General features: G+C 66.2%; 16 protein-coding genes and 1 pseudogene. 12 read left to right on the top strand and 5 right to left on the bottom strand.

Annotation, left to right across the window (positions count from 1 at the left end):
• Nucleotides 1-121 precede the first annotated feature (121 nt).
• The 5 genes and pseudogenes from LK539_RS24505 to LK539_RS20825 all read left to right on the top strand — a co-directional run bounded on the left by LK539_RS24505 (nt 122) and on the right by LK539_RS20825 (nt 4337).
• The gene (locus LK539_RS24505; RefSeq protein WP_227802983.1) at nt 122-436 is read left to right on the top strand and encodes a PAS domain-containing protein; all 315 of its coding nucleotides are present in this window, start codon (nt 122-124) and stop codon (nt 434-436) included.
• Nucleotides 340-1158, top strand: a pseudogene (locus tag LK539_RS20840) (zinc-binding dehydrogenase); the annotation flags it as partial. The gene LK539_RS24505 and the pseudogene LK539_RS20840, both read left to right, overlap by 97 nt.
• Before the next feature lie 130 nt (nt 1159-1288).
• A complete protein-coding gene (locus LK539_RS20835; RefSeq protein WP_227802982.1) occupies nt 1289-2473 on the top strand; it encodes a zinc-dependent alcohol dehydrogenase in 1185 nt (394 codons plus the stop codon).
• 10 nt (nt 2474-2483) lie between these two features.
• Entirely contained in the window at nt 2484-3074 is a 591-nt protein-coding gene (locus LK539_RS20830) for a hypothetical protein (protein WP_227802981.1), read from the top strand.
• A 114-nt stretch (nt 3075-3188) separates the two neighbouring features.
• The gene (locus LK539_RS20825) at nt 3189-4337 is read left to right on the top strand and encodes an NADH:flavin oxidoreductase/NADH oxidase (protein ID WP_227802980.1); all 1149 of its coding nucleotides are present in this window, start codon (nt 3189-3191) and stop codon (nt 4335-4337) included.
• A gap of 21 nt (nt 4338-4358) precedes the next feature.
• On the opposite strand, the gene LK539_RS20820 is transcribed toward LK539_RS20825, so the two are convergent.
• Nucleotides 4359-5357, bottom strand: coding sequence for a tyrosine-type recombinase/integrase (locus tag LK539_RS20820; protein ID WP_227802979.1), 999 nt, complete (start codon nt 5355-5357; stop codon nt 4359-4361).
• A gap of 731 nt (nt 5358-6088) precedes the next feature.
• On the opposite strand from LK539_RS20820, the gene LK539_RS20815 reads away from it, so the two are divergent.
• Complete coding sequence (locus LK539_RS20815) at nt 6089-6517, top strand: hypothetical protein (RefSeq protein ID WP_227802978.1); 429 nt, start codon at nt 6089-6091, stop codon at nt 6515-6517.
• A gap of 181 nt (nt 6518-6698) precedes the next feature.
• On the opposite strand, the gene LK539_RS20810 is transcribed toward LK539_RS20815, so the two are convergent.
• Nucleotides 6699-7568, bottom strand: a complete 870-nt coding sequence (locus LK539_RS20810) for a protein phosphatase 2C domain-containing protein (RefSeq protein WP_227802977.1) — start codon at nt 7566-7568, stop codon at nt 6699-6701.
• 325 nt (nt 7569-7893) lie between these two features.
• Between LK539_RS20810 and LK539_RS20805 the strand changes: the two genes are divergently transcribed.
• Nucleotides 7894-9399, top strand: a complete 1506-nt coding sequence (locus LK539_RS20805) for a hypothetical protein (RefSeq protein WP_227802976.1) — start codon at nt 7894-7896, stop codon at nt 9397-9399.
• 75 nt (nt 9400-9474) lie between these two features.
• A complete protein-coding gene (locus LK539_RS20800; protein WP_227802975.1) occupies nt 9475-9753 on the top strand; it encodes a hypothetical protein in 279 nt (92 codons plus the stop codon).
• A 12-nt stretch (nt 9754-9765) separates the two neighbouring features.
• Here the strand turns inward: LK539_RS20800 and LK539_RS20795 are convergent, their stop codons facing one another.
• Complete coding sequence (locus tag LK539_RS20795) at nt 9766-10938, bottom strand: tyrosine-type recombinase/integrase (protein ID WP_227802974.1); 1173 nt, start codon at nt 10936-10938, stop codon at nt 9766-9768.
• Between the two features lie 107 nt (nt 10939-11045).
• On the opposite strand from LK539_RS20795, the gene LK539_RS20790 reads away from it, so the two are divergent.
• Nucleotides 11046-11489: a DUF411 domain-containing protein gene (locus LK539_RS20790; RefSeq protein ID WP_227802973.1), complete on the top strand. Its 444-nt coding sequence runs from the start codon at nt 11046-11048 to the stop codon at nt 11487-11489.
• A gap of 61 nt (nt 11490-11550) precedes the next feature.
• On the top strand, nt 11551-11901 hold the full coding sequence (locus LK539_RS20785; RefSeq protein WP_227802972.1) for a hypothetical protein: 351 nt from the start codon (nt 11551-11553) through the stop codon (nt 11899-11901).
• On the opposite strand, the gene pnuC is transcribed toward LK539_RS20785, so the two are convergent.
• Both pnuC and LK539_RS20775 read right to left on the bottom strand, forming a co-directional pair.
• Nucleotides 11898-12491 carry a nicotinamide riboside transporter PnuC gene (pnuC, locus tag LK539_RS20780; RefSeq protein WP_227802971.1) on the bottom strand — a complete coding sequence of 198 codons (594 nt, stop codon included), beginning with the start codon at nt 12489-12491 and terminating at the stop codon, nt 11898-11900. The two genes, LK539_RS20785 and pnuC, sit on opposite strands and share 4 nt — an antisense overlap.
• A 62-nt stretch (nt 12492-12553) precedes the next feature.
• Nucleotides 12554-13054 carry a pyridoxamine 5'-phosphate oxidase family protein gene (locus tag LK539_RS20775; RefSeq protein ID WP_227802970.1) on the bottom strand — a complete coding sequence of 167 codons (501 nt, stop codon included), beginning with the start codon at nt 13052-13054 and terminating at the stop codon, nt 12554-12556.
• 159 nt (nt 13055-13213) lie between these two features.
• On the opposite strand from LK539_RS20775, the gene nadB reads away from it, so the two are divergent.
• The gene (gene nadB / locus LK539_RS20770; protein ID WP_227802969.1) at nt 13214-14842 is read left to right on the top strand and encodes an L-aspartate oxidase; all 1629 of its coding nucleotides are present in this window, start codon (nt 13214-13216) and stop codon (nt 14840-14842) included.
• A 40-nt stretch (nt 14843-14882) separates the two neighbouring features.
• The gene (locus tag LK539_RS20765) at nt 14883-15782 is read left to right on the top strand and encodes a DMT family transporter (RefSeq protein WP_227802968.1); all 900 of its coding nucleotides are present in this window, start codon (nt 14883-14885) and stop codon (nt 15780-15782) included.
• Nucleotides 15783-15792 lie beyond the last annotated feature (10 nt).

Genomic DNA, 15792 nt, shown 5'->3' with positions numbered 1-15792 from the left:
ACTTCGCTCTGCACTTCCCGTCTTATTCATTGCTGCACTAACGCTATGCCTGATACCGCCTGCAAGCAATTGCAGGCGGCAATACGAGCGGCCCGGCCGCCGCACATCGCGGAACGACAGCATGACGACGGAGACGAGATCGGCAAGCGGCGGACAGCCGGGCGCCTTGAACCGCCAACAGTTGGTCGCATGGCAGCTGGCCGAGGTCCAGGCTATTGGTCACGTCGGTACCTGGGAATTCCATCCGCCTTCCGAAAAGCTTGTCTGGTCCGACGAAACCTGCCGCATCATGGGGGTCGGTAGAAGCGGCTTTGACGGCAGGATCGAAACCTTCCTGTCCCTGGTTCATCCGGACGACCGCGTCGTGGTGGCGGCCGCCACCAGGGCGGCCAGGCCGAATTCCTGCGGGTGCCCTGGGCCGATTTCAACGCCCTGAAACTGCCGCCGGATGCCGACCAGAAGCAGACCGATTACGTGATGTGCGCCGACATCTTCCCGACCGGCTGGCACGCAACCGAACTGGCCGGCATGAAGCCGGGCGACGCGGTCGCGATCTACGGCGCCGGGCCGGTGGGCCTGATGGCCGCGCTCTCGGCGATGGTCAAGGGGGCCTGCAGCGTGATGGTGGTCGACTGCCATGCCGACCGCCTCAAGCTGGCCGAGTCGTTCGGCGCGATCCCTATCGATTATTCCACGGAAGACCCGGTGCAGCGCGTCATGGACCTGACCCACGGGTTGGGTGCCGATGTCGGGTGCGAATGCGTCGGCTACCAGTGCCACGACCATCATCACCACCGGCAGGAGCGTCCGAACCTCACGATGAACAACCTGGTCAATTCCGTCAAGTTCACCGGCGGCATCGGGGTGGTCGGCGTGTTCGTTCCGCAGGACCCGGGCGGCCCGGACGAGCTCGAGAAAGAGGGCAAGATCGCTCTCGATTGGGGCATGCTCTGGTTCAAGGGACAGCGTGTCGCCACCGGCCAGTGCCCCGTCAAGGCCTACAACCGGCAACTGCGCGACCTGATCCACGCGGGCCGCGCCAAGCCCTCGTTCATCGTTTCCCATGAGCTGAAACTGGACCAGGCGCCGGACGCCTACCAGCACTTCGACGCGCGCGACCACGGCTGGACCAAGGTGGTCCTGCACCCGGGATCCTAGCCGGGCAGGGCGCGTATGCGAGCGACACGCCCGCGCATGAATGATGAACGTGCCGCCATCGACGGTGTCCAACTTTTCCGCCCGATGGCGGCTGCGGGAGCACGACGACAATCTTGACGGGAGGTTTTTTATGCTAGCAACTAACTATCGTGGACCATACCGGATCCGGGCGTCGCAAAAGCCGGATCCCGTGATCGAGCACCCGGGCGACGCCATCGTCCGGGTGACACGCGCCTGCATCTGCGGCTCGGACCTGCACCTGTACCACGGCCTGGTGCCCGATACACGCATCGGGCACACCTTCGGCCATGAGTTCGTCGGCATCGTCGAGGAAGTCGGCTCGGCGGTCGAGACGCTCAAGCCGGGCGACCGCGTGCTGGTGCCGTTCAACCTGTTCTGCGGCAGCTGCTTCTTCTGTCAGAAGGAGTTGTACAGCAACTGCCACAACACGAATCCCGAAGCGACCGCGGTGGGCGGCATCTACGGTTACTCGCACACCACCGGTGGCTACGACGGCGGCCAGGCCGAGTACGTCCGCGTACCGATGGCCGACGTGGGGCCATACAAGATCCCCGAAGACATTGTGGATGACGACGCGGTGCTGCTCACGGACGCGCTGCCGACCGGCTACCAGGCCGCCGAGATGGGCGACATCCAGCAAGGCGACACCGTGGTCGTGTTCGGCGCCGGGCCGGTCGGCATTTTCGCCGCCAGGTCCGCCTGGCTGTTCGGGGCCTGCCGTGTCATCGTGGTCGACCATGTCGACTACCGGCTAGACTTCGTGCGCCGCTACGCGCCCTGCGAGATCATCAACTTCCGCGAAGTGAGCGACGTCGCCCTGCACATCAAGAAGATGACGGACTGGCTGGGCGCGGACGTGTGCATCGATGCCGTCGGCTGCGAGGCCTCGGGCAGCCTGACCCAGACCCTGACCGGGCGCTGGACCATGCTGCAGGCGGGGGCGGCCACCGCGCTGTTCTGGGCCATCAATTCGGTGCGCAAGGGCGGCAACGTGTCGATCGTCGGCGTGTACGGACCGACCTTCAACGCGGTCCCGATCGGCAACGCGCTGAACAAGGGTCTCACCTTGCGCATGAACCAGGCCGCCGTCAAGCGCCACGTCCCGCACCTGATCGAGCACATCCGCCAGGGGCACCTGAACCCGAAGGAAATCATCACCCACCGGGTGCCGCTGGAGGAGGTTTCGGATGCCTACCACATCTTCTCCAGCAAGTACGACAACTGCATCAAAACCGTGCTGATCCCACCGCGCGCAGGCTCGGCGCGCGCGACGGCGCGCAGCGTCATCCACTGAAGGAGAGGCCATGGACACCGAAATCGCCAAGCGCGATCTTGCCGAGCAACGGCGCGACCCACATCACCACGGCCACGTGGGCTACGAGCGCCAGATGGACTACGACCTGAACCGGCATAGCCCGCCGGTCGAGCAGTTGCAGCGCATCCCCGGCTGGGGCTCGGATCTCGACAAGAAGAACCGGCCGGCCGTGCCGATGGAACGCACACCGCCACGCTTCATCCACGTGCCGCAGGGGCAGCCGGTCCAGCAGGCGCAGACCGTCGAAGTGTTCTGCTCGCCGGAGCGTCCCGGCATCACGCCGATCTTCGGCACGGCGGAACCGCCCAAGTGGCTGTCCGGTGCGATCCGGCGCCTCGCCTACAAGCTGCCGGAGAACGACCTGCGCCACTGGCTGATGCTGATCGCCGCCGACCGCGTCAACATGGTCGAGGGCATCGTCGAAGACCTGGCGCAGGGTCATGTGCCGAATGTGCTCGGGGAGATGGGCATCCGCTCCGAGCTGCGCCATAACCCGGCCGGCCTGGTGCGCAAGGCGCTCATCGCCACCGTGGTGGTGGGCGGATTCATGGCCTTGCGCAAGCGCCGCAGGTCTTACTGATCCCCCAGGGCCCGGGATCATCCGGGCGCCGGGGCGTCGTGGACGGCACCTACGGGTGCCGGCGCACGCGCTTGCGATCCACATTCACGTTTGTCTTGCACCCGGAGGTAAGCAATGAGCCCGGATAGTATCCAAGCCACACACGGCGCGATGGCCGGCGCCGCCCATGACCAGGAAGTGCCGGAAGTCGATCTTCTCAGTCCGCTCGCCCTGCGCAGTCTCACTTTGCGCAACCGCATCGCCATGGCGCCGATGTGCCAGTATTCGGCCGAGGAAGGCATGGCCGACGACTGGCATCTGGTGCACCTGGGCAGCCGTGCGGTGGGCGGCGCCGGGCTGGTGATCGTCGAGGCCACCGGCGTTACCTGGGACGGCCGCATTACCCCGGGCGACCTGGGTATCTGGAGCGACGAGCACATCGAACCCCTGGCGCGCATCGCCCGCTTCGTGCGCAGCCAGGGCGCGATCGCCAGCATCCAGCTGGCACACGCGGGACGCAAGGCCATCACGGCCGCGCCCTGGACCGGCGGCGCCACACTCAAGACGGCGGGCGAGGGTGGGTGGCCGGTGGTGGCGCCGAGTCCGATTCCCTTCAACCCCGGCGACCCGATCCCGACCGCGCTCGATGAAACGGGTATCGACGCCGTTATCGACGCCTTCGAGGCCGGCGCCAGGCGCGCCCTCACGGCCGGATTCCAGGTGCTGGAAATCCATGCCGCGCACGGCTACCTGCTGCACCAGTTCCTGTCGCCGCACAGTAACCAGCGCAATGACGGATACGGCGGCAGCCTGGAAAACCGGATGCGCCTGGTGTTGCGCGTGACTGAACGCCTGCGCGCCGTCGTCCCCGCCGAGCTGCCGCTGTTCGTGCGCATATCCGCTACCGACTGGGCCGCCGGCGGCTGGGACATCGAGCAGTCGGTCGAACTGTCGCGGCGCCTCAAGGAGCTGGGCGTCGATCTCATCGACGTGTCCACAGGGGGCAACCTGCCGACCGCGCGCATTCCTGTGGCCAAGCGCTACCAGGTGCCCTGCAGCCGCCGCATCCGCGACGACGCCGGGATCCTGACCGGTGCGGTCGGCCTGATCACCGACCCGAAGGAGGCCGACGAAATCGTCACCGGCGGCGACGCCGACCTTGTGCTGCTCGGACGCGAACTCCTGCGCGAGCCGTACTGGGCCCTGAAGGCCCAGCATGCGTTCGAGGAAGAGCCGAGCTGGCCGGTGCAGTATGGCTATGCGGTGAAGCGGCGCGCGAAGTAGCCCGCCTCGTCGGCTTGGCGCTCAGGCTCCCTCCTCGGGATCCGGCTTGACACGCGCGAACTGGTAGTCGGCGGCGGAGCGCTCGAGCGCCAGGCCGAGCGTGTCCTTGAGCTTGTCCGGCGTCGCGCCCTCGGCCAGCTTGCGCTGGGCGAAGGTGTTGCGCAAGGTGCGCCCGCCTGCCCGCGACAGGTCGATGCCGGCGCGCTCGAAGGTGGCCCGGACCTGCATGTACACGGTCTTCTTGATCATCTTGCGACCCTCGGTATTGGCGGGGAAGACGAAGTCGCCCGGAATACCCATCGCCGCGCGCTCCCGCAGCCAGGCCTGCAGCTCGACGGCGCCTTCCCGCGGGAGCGTCGTGACGTGTTCGTGACTCGTCTGGTGCTTCTCGCTCGGCGTGATGGTGATGTCGATGCCGCCCTCGATATCGGTCTGCTGCCCAACCTCTGCGAGCAGCAGGCCGATCGCCTCGGCAACGCGCAGCCCGGCCAGTGCAATGACCAGCTGCATGGCCCGGTCGCGCCGGCGCTTCCAGCCGTCGAACGGCGTCAGCTGGCGCACGCGTGCCGGCGCCGAGGGAAGGGCGTCGAAGAAGCGGCGCAGCTGGTCCTCCGACAAGGCCCGGGTCGGATCATCGCGCAGGAACTCGGCCTGGCCGGTGGCCAGGATGGCCTCGCGCGCCGGGTTCGGATCGAGCTCCAGATGCTGGTAGCAGCGATCGAGCAGGCGCAGGTAACGGTAAGCGATCTTGCTGTTGATGACGCGCCCATGCTCGTCGGCGCGGTCGATAAAGCGCTTGAGATCGGCCCGGTCGACCTCGGAAAACGCCTTGCCTTGTTCTGCCAGCCAGTTGCAGAAGTTCCGGAACATATAGGTATAGATCTCGACGGACTGTTTCGAGATGGTCTTGAACTGGCCGTCGGTGGGCAGGCGCTTGGCCGTTTCGGCGAAATCGAGGCTGACGATGAAGGCGTCGAATGCCTTGGTGGGATTCTTGTCCCAGGATGATCGCTTGGCCATGGCGGAAATATCGGTATGGGATGCGCTACTATATCACCAAAAATGTAACTAACCCACGAGGTTCGACGAAACCCCAAAAAACCAGCCACCAAGGACCGGGGCGGGGACGACCTGCACCGGCCCACTGCGGCCGACAAGACAGTGATCGGCAACGGGCGCGCAGGCGGCGCGGCGGCTGTGAAGGCAGGGTAGGGCAATGCCGATCGTTCGCCTGGGCACCGGTGACTCCGATGAGCCAATTTCTGTGGACCTCCAGTCCCCGCTTACCGCCGTTCGACTTGTTTGTACACTTGCCGGAAGATCGAAATCGCCGAGAGATGTGTCATGACGGAGAAGCGTCGGACCGATCTCACTCTTGCCCATGTCGGCAAGCGCGATCACACGCTCCCATAGCTGAGGCAGATGCCGGTTGACCGACGTAAGCTCGACGACAGCTTGGCCAGTAACATCCCGCGCCGTTGAGTTGTCCCGGAACAGAAGAATTCTGGAGTGCAGCTTCCCATCCGGCGTGCAGAAAACGGCCAGGATCCCGCGCTTTGATCTAGTGGCAAGCGCTCGCGCCGGCGGCCGCTCCGTGCGCTACCCATCAGTCGTCCCTCGGCGGCCTGCGCAGGACTGTTGCCTTCACAAGTACCGCAATTTCTCCTTCTTATGTAACGGGAAATAGGTTCCATGCATCACCGACTATGATGGCGGCCACGATCAACTGCAAATGAAGGAAGAAGACAATCATGACCATGCGATGGCCTTTATACCTCGTGCTGAGCCTTGCCGCATTCGTGTGCGACAGGGACGCTGCGGCCAGCGTCGATACCTCGCCGAAGCCGGGTGGCATCTACAAGCTCAAGCCCGGTGTATTCGTTGCGGAAAGCGTGCGCTGCGAAGCCCCGGCCAATCCGGACATCCGGGAATATGACGGACGAAACATCAGCTCCTTGCGCGACCGCGGGTGCCGGACGCGTGTCTTCGCGCGCAAGGGAAGCCGGTATACGGTCGACCAATCGTGCATCGATGCGCGCGGCGGGACCGCCGCCCGACATACGGTGCGCCAGCAGATCGTGGTGCGCGATGCGCTCAGCTTCACGCAGACGATCAGGGGGCGCAGCGTGGATTATCGGTATTGTCCGGTGTACCAATTGCCGCGCGGCCTGCAACACTGAGACGATGCAAATCGTCGCATAATATATATTATGTTAAATGCGCTATTGAGCCGTGATGGGCCGCAGCGGGGTTACACCAAGTTGGTCCACTCTCCCGTCCAGGCAGCCAGCTCAGCAGGCTTCAATCGATTCGCCAGACCAGGCGCACGGACGGACGGATTTTCCGGCACGCCCGCCCGGCTCAATCCTGCACGCCGTCGGCGCACCACAGGATCGCCGACGCGTCGTCCGCCCGTTTCAGGGTTTGCGCCGAAGCGGCCTGCACCGCTTCGAACTGGCGCAGTTGCTCCAGCGCCGCATGCACGCCGGCTTCCCGGCACAGCGTGAACAGGCTCTCCGGCGTGTGCAGCCCGTAGGTGTCCACCAGCCGGTAAAAGCCGTCCGTCATGGCGAGCACGCAGGAACCTGGCGGCGCGTCGACGGCGTACGTGCGCGCGCCCAGGGGGCCGTTCGGACGCAGGCACAGCGAATTGGTGCCGGCAACCGTGTTCTGGAATTCGCGCCGCGCACGCAGCATCGGCAGCAGCCGCGCCTGGCGCGCTGCAGGGTCGCTGAGGCCTTCGGCCTGCAGTTTCGCGATCTCGGCGCGCAGGATCGCTTCCTGGGGATTCACAAAAGGATCCAGGTCGTGCACCACGCCGTCGGGCGTGCGCATCAGGGCTTTGCAGTCTCCCAGGCAGTACAGTTCGAGGCGGAAGCCATTGCCCACCTGGCGCGCCCGCACCCAGGTCAAGGCCGCGATCGGCCAGGCATATACGGGCACGTCCTGGCCGGCGCTGCGCGCGCGGAATTCGTCGAACACGGCGTCGATCGCCGCGTGCACCGCCGTTTGCTGGTCCAGGTCCGCTTCGATGCGCGCCTTGAGTGCCGTGGCAAAACGGTGCACGAACCAGACCACGTCGCCGTTGACCGGATCGACGTAATCGCGTTCGGCCATGGAGGTGCCGCCGTCGATCATCACCAGTTCGGCGCCGTCGTGCCGCGGGAACGATCCGGCCCAGTCTTCGTTGTGCTGCGCCGTGGCGCCCGATGAAACCAGCTGTGTCTGCATTGGCATTCTTCCAAACGATATTGTCGCGACCACTCACCTTGAAACGGCCGAAGTCCCGGCCAAGCCGCCGGTTCAAATTGAACTCGACATTATATATGCTAATGTCGAGTGACATTTAGACAGTATTTTCCTTCCTGTGACAACAGGTGGAATGAATGTGCTACGCGTCCCGGATGACATCAGCAGCTGCCCGCATCCCATCCAGGTCGGATAAAGCTGACCCAAGCATTCCTATTGCAGGAATAGCAAGCTAGAATCACGCCCGTTTCCATACAGTCGAAGGATGCGAGGCCGCTCGTCCGCTGCGGATGCGGCCTCATTCACCATGCAGCGCTTTCTCCCTGCCCGGCCCGCGGCCCGCATTGCCCTGTTCATCGCCCTGCTGTCTCTGGCGACCCTGCTCCTGAGCCGCCCTTCGAAGAGCGGCGACTTCCAGGAATACGCCCTGATGACAATCGCCCTTGCCAGCCACGGTACGCCCGACATCCGCCTGTCCGACATCGACACCGCCGCCCGCCTCTCGCCCGAACCGGGCTTCGCCGCGATCCACGATCGACTGCGCGCCGGCATGCAGGCCGGCGCCTCCGATCCCTTCCCCGGCTTCGTGCGCGGCAAGGACGGCGGCTACTATGCCATCCACTTCTTCGCCTATCCGGCGCTGGCGGCGATCCCCTTCAAACTGATCGACGCCATGGGCAACAAACCGTTCAAGGCTTTCCAACTGGTGAACCTGGCGGCGCTCGCGGTGCTGACGATCGCCCTGTATCGCTTCACGGGCTCGCCGCGGCGCGCGGTCTTCGGCACCGTGCTGTTCCTGCTGTCGGGCGGCGCGCTGTACGCCAACTGGTGCAGCCCCGAATTCTTCAGTGCCTGCGCCCTGCTGTCCGCGCTGTTGCTGGTCCTGCTCGGGCGCCCCTACGCCGCCGCCTTGCTGGCGGGCGTCGCGGCGATGCAGAATCCGCCGCTGATCCTGTTCTCGGTATTCGCGCCCCTGATCCGGATCGCCTACGTGCATGCACACCAAGGCCTGGACTTCGGCGCCGCATGGCGCAAGGTCGTCACGCGCCACACGGTGCTGGCGTCGATGCTGCAGGCGGCGCTGGCCTGCCTTCCGGTGCTGTTCAGTCTCGCGAAATTCGACGTCCCGAGCATCATCGCGCTACTGTCGACCGACCCCACCCTTGTCACGCCGGCACGCCTGCTGTCCTTCTTCTTCGACCTGAACCAGGGCGCGATCGTCGGCCTGCCGGTGGCGATGCTGCTGGTGCTGGCACAGCTCGCCGCCAGGGACCGTCTGCGCTGGCTGCCGCACCTGGCGGCTGCGATCCTGTTCAGCGTCATGATGGCGCTTCCTTCGCTGTCGACCGTCAACTGGAACTCGGGCGCGGACGGCATGATGCGCTACGCCATGTGGGGTGGCATGCCGCTGCTCTACCTCGCCCTGGTTCACCTGCAGCGCCTGCCGCGCTGGCCGCTTGCCCTGGTCGCTGCGATCCTGCTGGCGCAAGCCGGCGCCATGAAGTTCGCGCGCAGCTACGACTACCTCGAGTTCAGCCCGGCCGCGCGCTTCATGCTCGCGCGCTTCCCCGCCCTCTACGCGCCGGAGCCGGAAATCTTCATCGAACGCAGCCTGCACCGCGATGGCGCCGTGCACGCGGACGTGGTGGCGGCCTATCCATCGCGGCAGGCGCCGGTAAAGATCCTGTTCAACGCGGCCAGCGACGCGGCGCACACGGAGCTGTGCGGCGCCGGCGGCCGGGTCGCGACCGGTGCCGGCACCTGGATCTACGTCGACGGCCCACCGCTGTGCACGCAAGGCGCGCACGACTGACGTCCAGCCGTTTGCGTCCCTGGGCTTAGGGAGGTAAAAATGCACTATGCGAACTGATCACTCGAAAGGAAGAGCATGGGCATCACTGTGAAGAACACGACGCCGGACACGGCCAGGGTCGTCCTGGTGGGAGAAATGATGGATGGGAGCTTCGACGCCAAGGTGATGGCGGAGACCGACGTACCGTACACGAAGTACTGGGACAACGAACTCGAGCAGCGCATCGTTTACCTGCACCCGGACCCGGAGCAGCTCGAGGCGATCGTCACCGCCCTCAACGAGCGGCGCCTGTCGATCGACGAACTGCAAAACTTCGGCAGCTCGGCCGGCGGCACCTCCGAACTGCCGATCTGAACGCCTGTTGCGTCAATCCGGCTCGTCCGGCACCAGGCCGGGGCCCGAACCCAGGATTTCATCGTGGCGTTCGTGGTCCTGCTTGTGCAGGTAGGCCGCGGTCGTGGCGATGTTGGCGTGGCCCGCGGTGTCCTGCAGCGTCTTGAGCTGGACGCCGCTATTGGCGTGCTTGGTCAGCATGCTGTGGCGCAGCCAGTGCGTCGAGGCCTGGCGCAGCGCGGCCGCGCTGTCGCCGTCGCCCAGCGCTTCGGCGCGCTCGCTTGCTGCCAGAAAGACCGCCTTCAGGGCTTCGGACGCCGCTTCGTCCGTGATGCGCACCGCTTCCTTGCTGCGGCTGGACAGCACCAGCGGGGTGCGGTCGGCGCGGCTGGCCTGGGGCAGCAGCCCGAAGGCCTGGCGGTAGTCGCGCAAGGCGGCCAGCATCGCGGGCGGCACCGGCAGCCGGCGCGGCTTGGCGCCCTTGCCCATCACGTCCAGCCACCAGCGCCCGTCCCCTTCGCTGTAGATCGCGCCCATGCTGGCGCCGACGATCTCGTTCAGGCGCGCGCCGGTCTGGGCAAAGGCGATCAGCAGGAAGCGGTCGCGTTCGCGCTGGCGCAGCGCCGCCGGGGTGTCGGCCACGCGGTTCGACACCGCCTCGATCGCATGCGCGACCGCCTGCGGGCTCAGGTAGCGCGTGATGCGGCTGGCCTGGCCGGCACGTACATTGCGCACCAGGCGTGCCGGGTTGCGGCGCAGGTAGCCGGTCTGTTCGGCGTAGCCCAGCAGGCCCTTTACCGCGATCATCGCCTGGCGCCGGCTGGCGTCCGACAAGGGGCCGGAAAAGGGCCGGTAGCGCGGATCGTTGCGCGGCCACTTGGTGCTGGAGATCCATTCGGGCGGCGGATTGCGGATGAATTCCTTGTAGGCGTTCAGGTCGGCCACTGTCAGTTGCCGGAAGGTCTTGCGCGCCTCTTCCCGGCACCAGGTGAGGAAGCGGTACAGCTCCTTCTGGGTATTGGCCACCGATTTCGGGCTCAGCTCTCCCTGTCCGATGTATTCGCGCGCCAGCTCGGCGTCGCTCCTGGCGTCGGTAACCGGCTCGTCCGCCATGCCACGGAACACCGCGCCGCGGGCGCTGGCCGCCAGGCGCTGGGGTGAATCTTCGGGCAGCGGATCGAGGTCGATCGGGAGGAAGGTGACCATGTTGCTTTCTAATACTGTGTTTTTATACAGTATAGCAGCTTCGACAAGGGCCACCAAGCCTGTGCTTGCGGCATAATGCGATTTTTCCTGTCGCCTTTGGAGCTTCCATGCTTCTGCGTTTTCTCACCCAGGCGGGGTTCGCCGCCCTGCTCGCCCTGCCCCTCGCGGCCAGCGCCGCCCAACCGGTCATCGAGGTCTATAAAGCCGCCACCTGCGGCTGCTGCAAGGAGTGGGTCAAGCACCTGGAAGCGAACGGCTTCAAGGTCAAGGCCCAGGACGTCGAGAACACGTCCGACTACCGCGAAAAGTTCGGCATCCCGAACGAGTACGGTTCCTGCCACACCGGCCGCGTGAACGGCTATGCGCTCGAGGGCCACGTCCCGGCCAGCGAGATCAAGCGCCTGCTGAGCGAGAAGCCGAAGGCGCGAGGGCTGGCTGTGCCCGGCATGCCGATGGGGTCTCCCGGCATGGAAGGTCCGCGCAAGGACGCGTACGACGTGCTCTTGGTGAAGGACGGTGGCAAGACTAGCGTCTACAAGCGCTACCAGTAAGCTCGCGCCCATCCACGGGGATCGTCGGCATAATGGGTTCTCCGTAGCGATGGAGCCCGACATGAGCAATCCAGGACAACAGAACGATCCCTCGACGACGCTCGGCGTCGGCGGCGCCACCAGCGGCCAGCAGGGCGCGACGCCCACCCATGAAACGCAGCAGGAAACCGGCGGCAGCGGCGGCGATGGCCTCACCCGCAACCAGTCCGGCGAAACGGCCAATGCACCGGGCGGCGCGGAAGGGACAGAAGGCGGCGGCCGTCAGGTGGAGGCGGAAGGCAGCGCGATGACGAAGGTCGGGCGCGGTCCGCAGGACACCCGTCCCAACCAGGCCAGCCCGACCGGCACAGGCCTGGGCACACCGGAGACCGGCGGCAACCAGGACGAGAGCGACCTGCCCCCAGGCCGCTAGAGCGTGTGCGCCACTGGCGCCACGGCTGCGCCCGACTCGCGCGCGGCCAGCTTGCGCCACCAGATCCACGACACGACCGCATTCACCCAGAATGCCGCGTACAGCACCGCCGTCAGGTACAGCCCGCGGCTGGCGTAGAGCGGCACGGCGATGCTGTTCACCAGCAGCCAGACCGGCCAGTTCTCGATCCGGCGCCCCATCATCAGGAGTTGGGCGATCACGCTGAACACCAGCACCGCCGAATCGACGAAGGGCGCATAGGCATTGGTGTAGTAATGGAGGATCGCACCATAGGCGGCGGTGGCGGCGACGCCTGCGGGCACCATCCAGGCCAGCGTACGCCAGCCCGCATGGGTCACGGGTAGCGGCGCGCCCTGCCTGCCGCGCAGCCAGCGCCACCAGCCGAGCAGGCTGGTGGCCACGAAGAAGACCTGCAGGACCACGTCTGCATACAGGCGGTTCTGCGCGAACAGGATGCCGAACAGGCTGCAGCCGATGATCCCGGTCCACCAGGTGTGGACGCTGTTGCGCCCGGCGAGGAAAATCGCCACGGCGGTAAAGGCGTTGGCCGCGATTTCGAGCGGAGTCATGCGGGCTCCCTTGCGTGAAGCCAGCACTCTAAGCGAGCCGGACGGCGCCGGCAAGCTTGTCCTTACATGCGGATGGTGCCGTGCTCGGCGTCGACGTCCGGCGTGGAGCCGGTGACGGCCGCCTTGGCCATGGCGAACATGCGCACCATCTTGCTGTCGTTCGAATCCCAGTATTCGGCCGCATGCGGCATCACCCGCACCAGCACCACGTGCTCGTCCTCGGGGCCGGACGGGAACCAGGCCTGGACCATCGGGTTCCACAGGGCGTGGATCTGGTTGCGGTCGACCACGCGTTCCGCCGTGCCGCTGACCGACACATAGGTGCTGTTGTCGTTGTCGGCGAAGCTGACGTTGACTTCGGGTTCGTGGGCGATGTTGTCCCACAGTTCGGTGGTGCTGCGGGTGTAGAACCACAGGCCGCCTTCGGCGTCGACCTGCTGCTTGGTCATCGGCTGGCTGATCAGGTGGCCGTTGGCGTCGCGCGTCGTGAACATGGCGAAGCGCATCGAACCGATTTTCTCCGATAGGGCGGCCGCGTGCGCCTGGGCGTTATGAGCTGGCATGGCATTCCTCGCTGTTTGATTGAATGCCGATCCTAGCGCGCGGGCTGTCGCCCATCCGTGCGCCTGCGTACACTGACCCGGCCTTGTCCTCGCGGCCGGCCCTCACGCGGTCTGGCCAAATCGTCTATAGTGATGCCTCTGTACAAAACTGAACATGCCATGAAATTTGACGTCGCTATTGTCGGCAGCGGTCTGGCCGGCCTGTCGGTGGCCCTCCACCTGGCGCAGACGCGCAAGGTTGCGATCATTTCCAAACGCGCCCTGCTGGACGGCGCCAGCAACTGGGCCCAGGGCGGTATCGCCGCCGTGCTCGATTCCAGCGACAGTCACGACCAGCACATCGCCGACACCCTGGTGGCCGGCGCCGGCCTGTGCGAAGAAGCGGCCACCCGCTACATCGTCGAAAACGGCCGCGCCGCGATCGAATGGCTGATCGAACAGGGCGTGCCCTTCACCCGGGACGCGTCGGCGGAACTGGGCTTTCACCTGACCCGCGAGGGCGGCCACAGCCAGCGCCGCATCATCCACGCGGCCGACGCGACCGGCCACGCGGTGCAGGTGACGCTGGAACAGAAGGTGCGCGCGCACCCGAACATCTCCCTGTTCGAACACCACTGCGCGATCGACGTCATCACCTCCGACAAGCTGACCGGCAAAGGCGTCCACGGTGGCGCGCCGCACCTGGTGGGCCAGCCGCGCTGCTACGGCCTGTACGTGCAGGACGAAGAGAGCGGCAAGGTACTGACCTTTGAAGCCGAGCACACGGTGCTGGCGACCGGCGGCGCCGGCAAGGTCTATCTGTACACCACCAACCCCGACACCGCCACCGGCGACGGCATCGCGATGGCCTGGCGCGCCGGGTGCCGGGTGTCGAACATGGAGTTCATCCAGTTCCACCCAACCTGCCTGTATCACCCGTATGCGAAATCCTTCCTGATCACGGAGGCGATCCGCGGCGAAGGCGGCCTGTTGAAACTCCCGCCGGAAGCCGGTCCCGCAGCCGGCACCCGCTTCATGCCGGCCCACGACGAGCGCGGCGAACTGGCCCCGCGCGACGTGGTGGCGCGCGCGATCGACTTCGAGATGAAAAAGCGCGGCCTGGACTACGTCCACCTGGACATCAGCCACCAGAGCCCGGAATTCCTCAAGGAGCACTTCCCGACCATTTATGCGCGCTGCCTGGAGCTGGGCATCGACATCACGCAGGAGCCGATCCCCGTGGTGCCGGCGGTGCACTTCACCTGCGGCGGCATCGTGACGGATCTCGCCGGCCGCACCGACATCCCGGGCCTGTACGCCGTCGGCGAGACCGCCTGCACCGGCCTGCACGGCGCCAACCGCCTGGCCAGCAATTCGCTGCTGGAATGCGTGGTGATCGGACGCTCCTGCGCGCACCAGATCGCAGCCGCACCGAAGATCGACAATCCGCTGCTGCCGCCCTGGGACGAGTCGCGCGTGACGAATGCCGACGAAGAAGTCGTCATCGCCCACAACTGGGACGAGCTGCGCCGCTTCATGTGGAACTACGTCGGCATCGTGCGCACCACCAAGCGCCTGGAGCGGGCGCAGCACCGCATCGCGCTGCTGAAAGAAGAGATCGACGAGTACTACCGCAACTTCCGCATCACCCACGACCTGCTGGAACTGCGCAACCTGGTCGAGGTGGCCTCCTTGATCGTCAACAGCGCACTCTCGCGCCACGAAAGCCGCGGCCTGCATTATTCTCGGGACTTCCCGGACACCCTGCCGAAGGCGCTGCCGAGCGTGCTGACGCCGGAACGCCGCTGATCCCTGCTTGACCGGCCCGCGCGAGCGGGTCGGATGCCTCATGAACCGCCCTGCCCTCACACCTTCCACCATCCTGCTCCTGACCGTCCCGCCCGTGCTGTGGGCCGGTAACGCCGTCGTCGGTCGCCTGGTGCGCGACGCCGTGCCGCCGATGACCCTGAACCTGATCCGCTGGTCGATCGCGCTGCTGGTGCTGGTGCCGCTCGGGCGTGCGGCGTTCAGGGAGGGCAGCGGCGTGCTGGCCAACTGGCGCCGCTACGCCATGCTCGGGCTGCTGGGGGTGGGACTCTACAATTCGCTGCAATACCTGGCCCTGCAGAGCTCCACCCCGATCAACGTCACCCTGGTCGCCTCGGGCGTGCCGGTGTGGATGCTGCTGGTCGGGCGCCTGTTCCATGGCGTCCCGGTCAAGCGCAAGCAGATCGTGGGGGCGGTGCTGTCGATCCTGGGCGTGCTGGTGGTGCTGTGCCGGGGCGACATCCACGGCCTGCTGCAGCTGCGCCTGGTGACCGGCGACCTGTACATGATCCTGGCCACCATCGCCTGGTCCTTCTACAGCTGGATGCTGATGCAGCAGAAGGACGTCCCTGGCCTGCGTGCCGACTGGGCCGCGTTCCTGCTGGCCCAGGTCGGCTACGGGGTGCTGTGGTCGGCCGCGCTGGCGGGCGGCGAATGGGCGCTGCGGGAGGTGCACATCGCCTGGAGCTGGCCGCTCGCGGCAGCCCTGCTGTACGTGGCGATCGGCCCGGCCATCCTGGCCATGCGCTGCTGGGGCGCCGGCGTGCAGCGCGCCGGACCCAGTATCGGCGCTTTCTTCATCAACCTCACGCCCCTGTTCACGGCACTGCTGTCGTCGGCCTTCCTGGGCGAGGCGCCGCATCTCTACCATGTGCTTGCCTTCGGCATGATCGTCGGGGGCATCGCCGTCTCGGCGCGCTGACGTTCAAGCC

The organism is Massilia sp. IC2-476 (genome assembly GCF_020707295.1).
In the GTDB taxonomy this organism is placed as follows: Bacteria; Pseudomonadota; Gammaproteobacteria; order Burkholderiales; family Burkholderiaceae_D; genus Telluria.
Note: the sequence above shows the minus strand (reverse complement) of the source record. Positions and strands in the feature narration are given on the sequence as shown.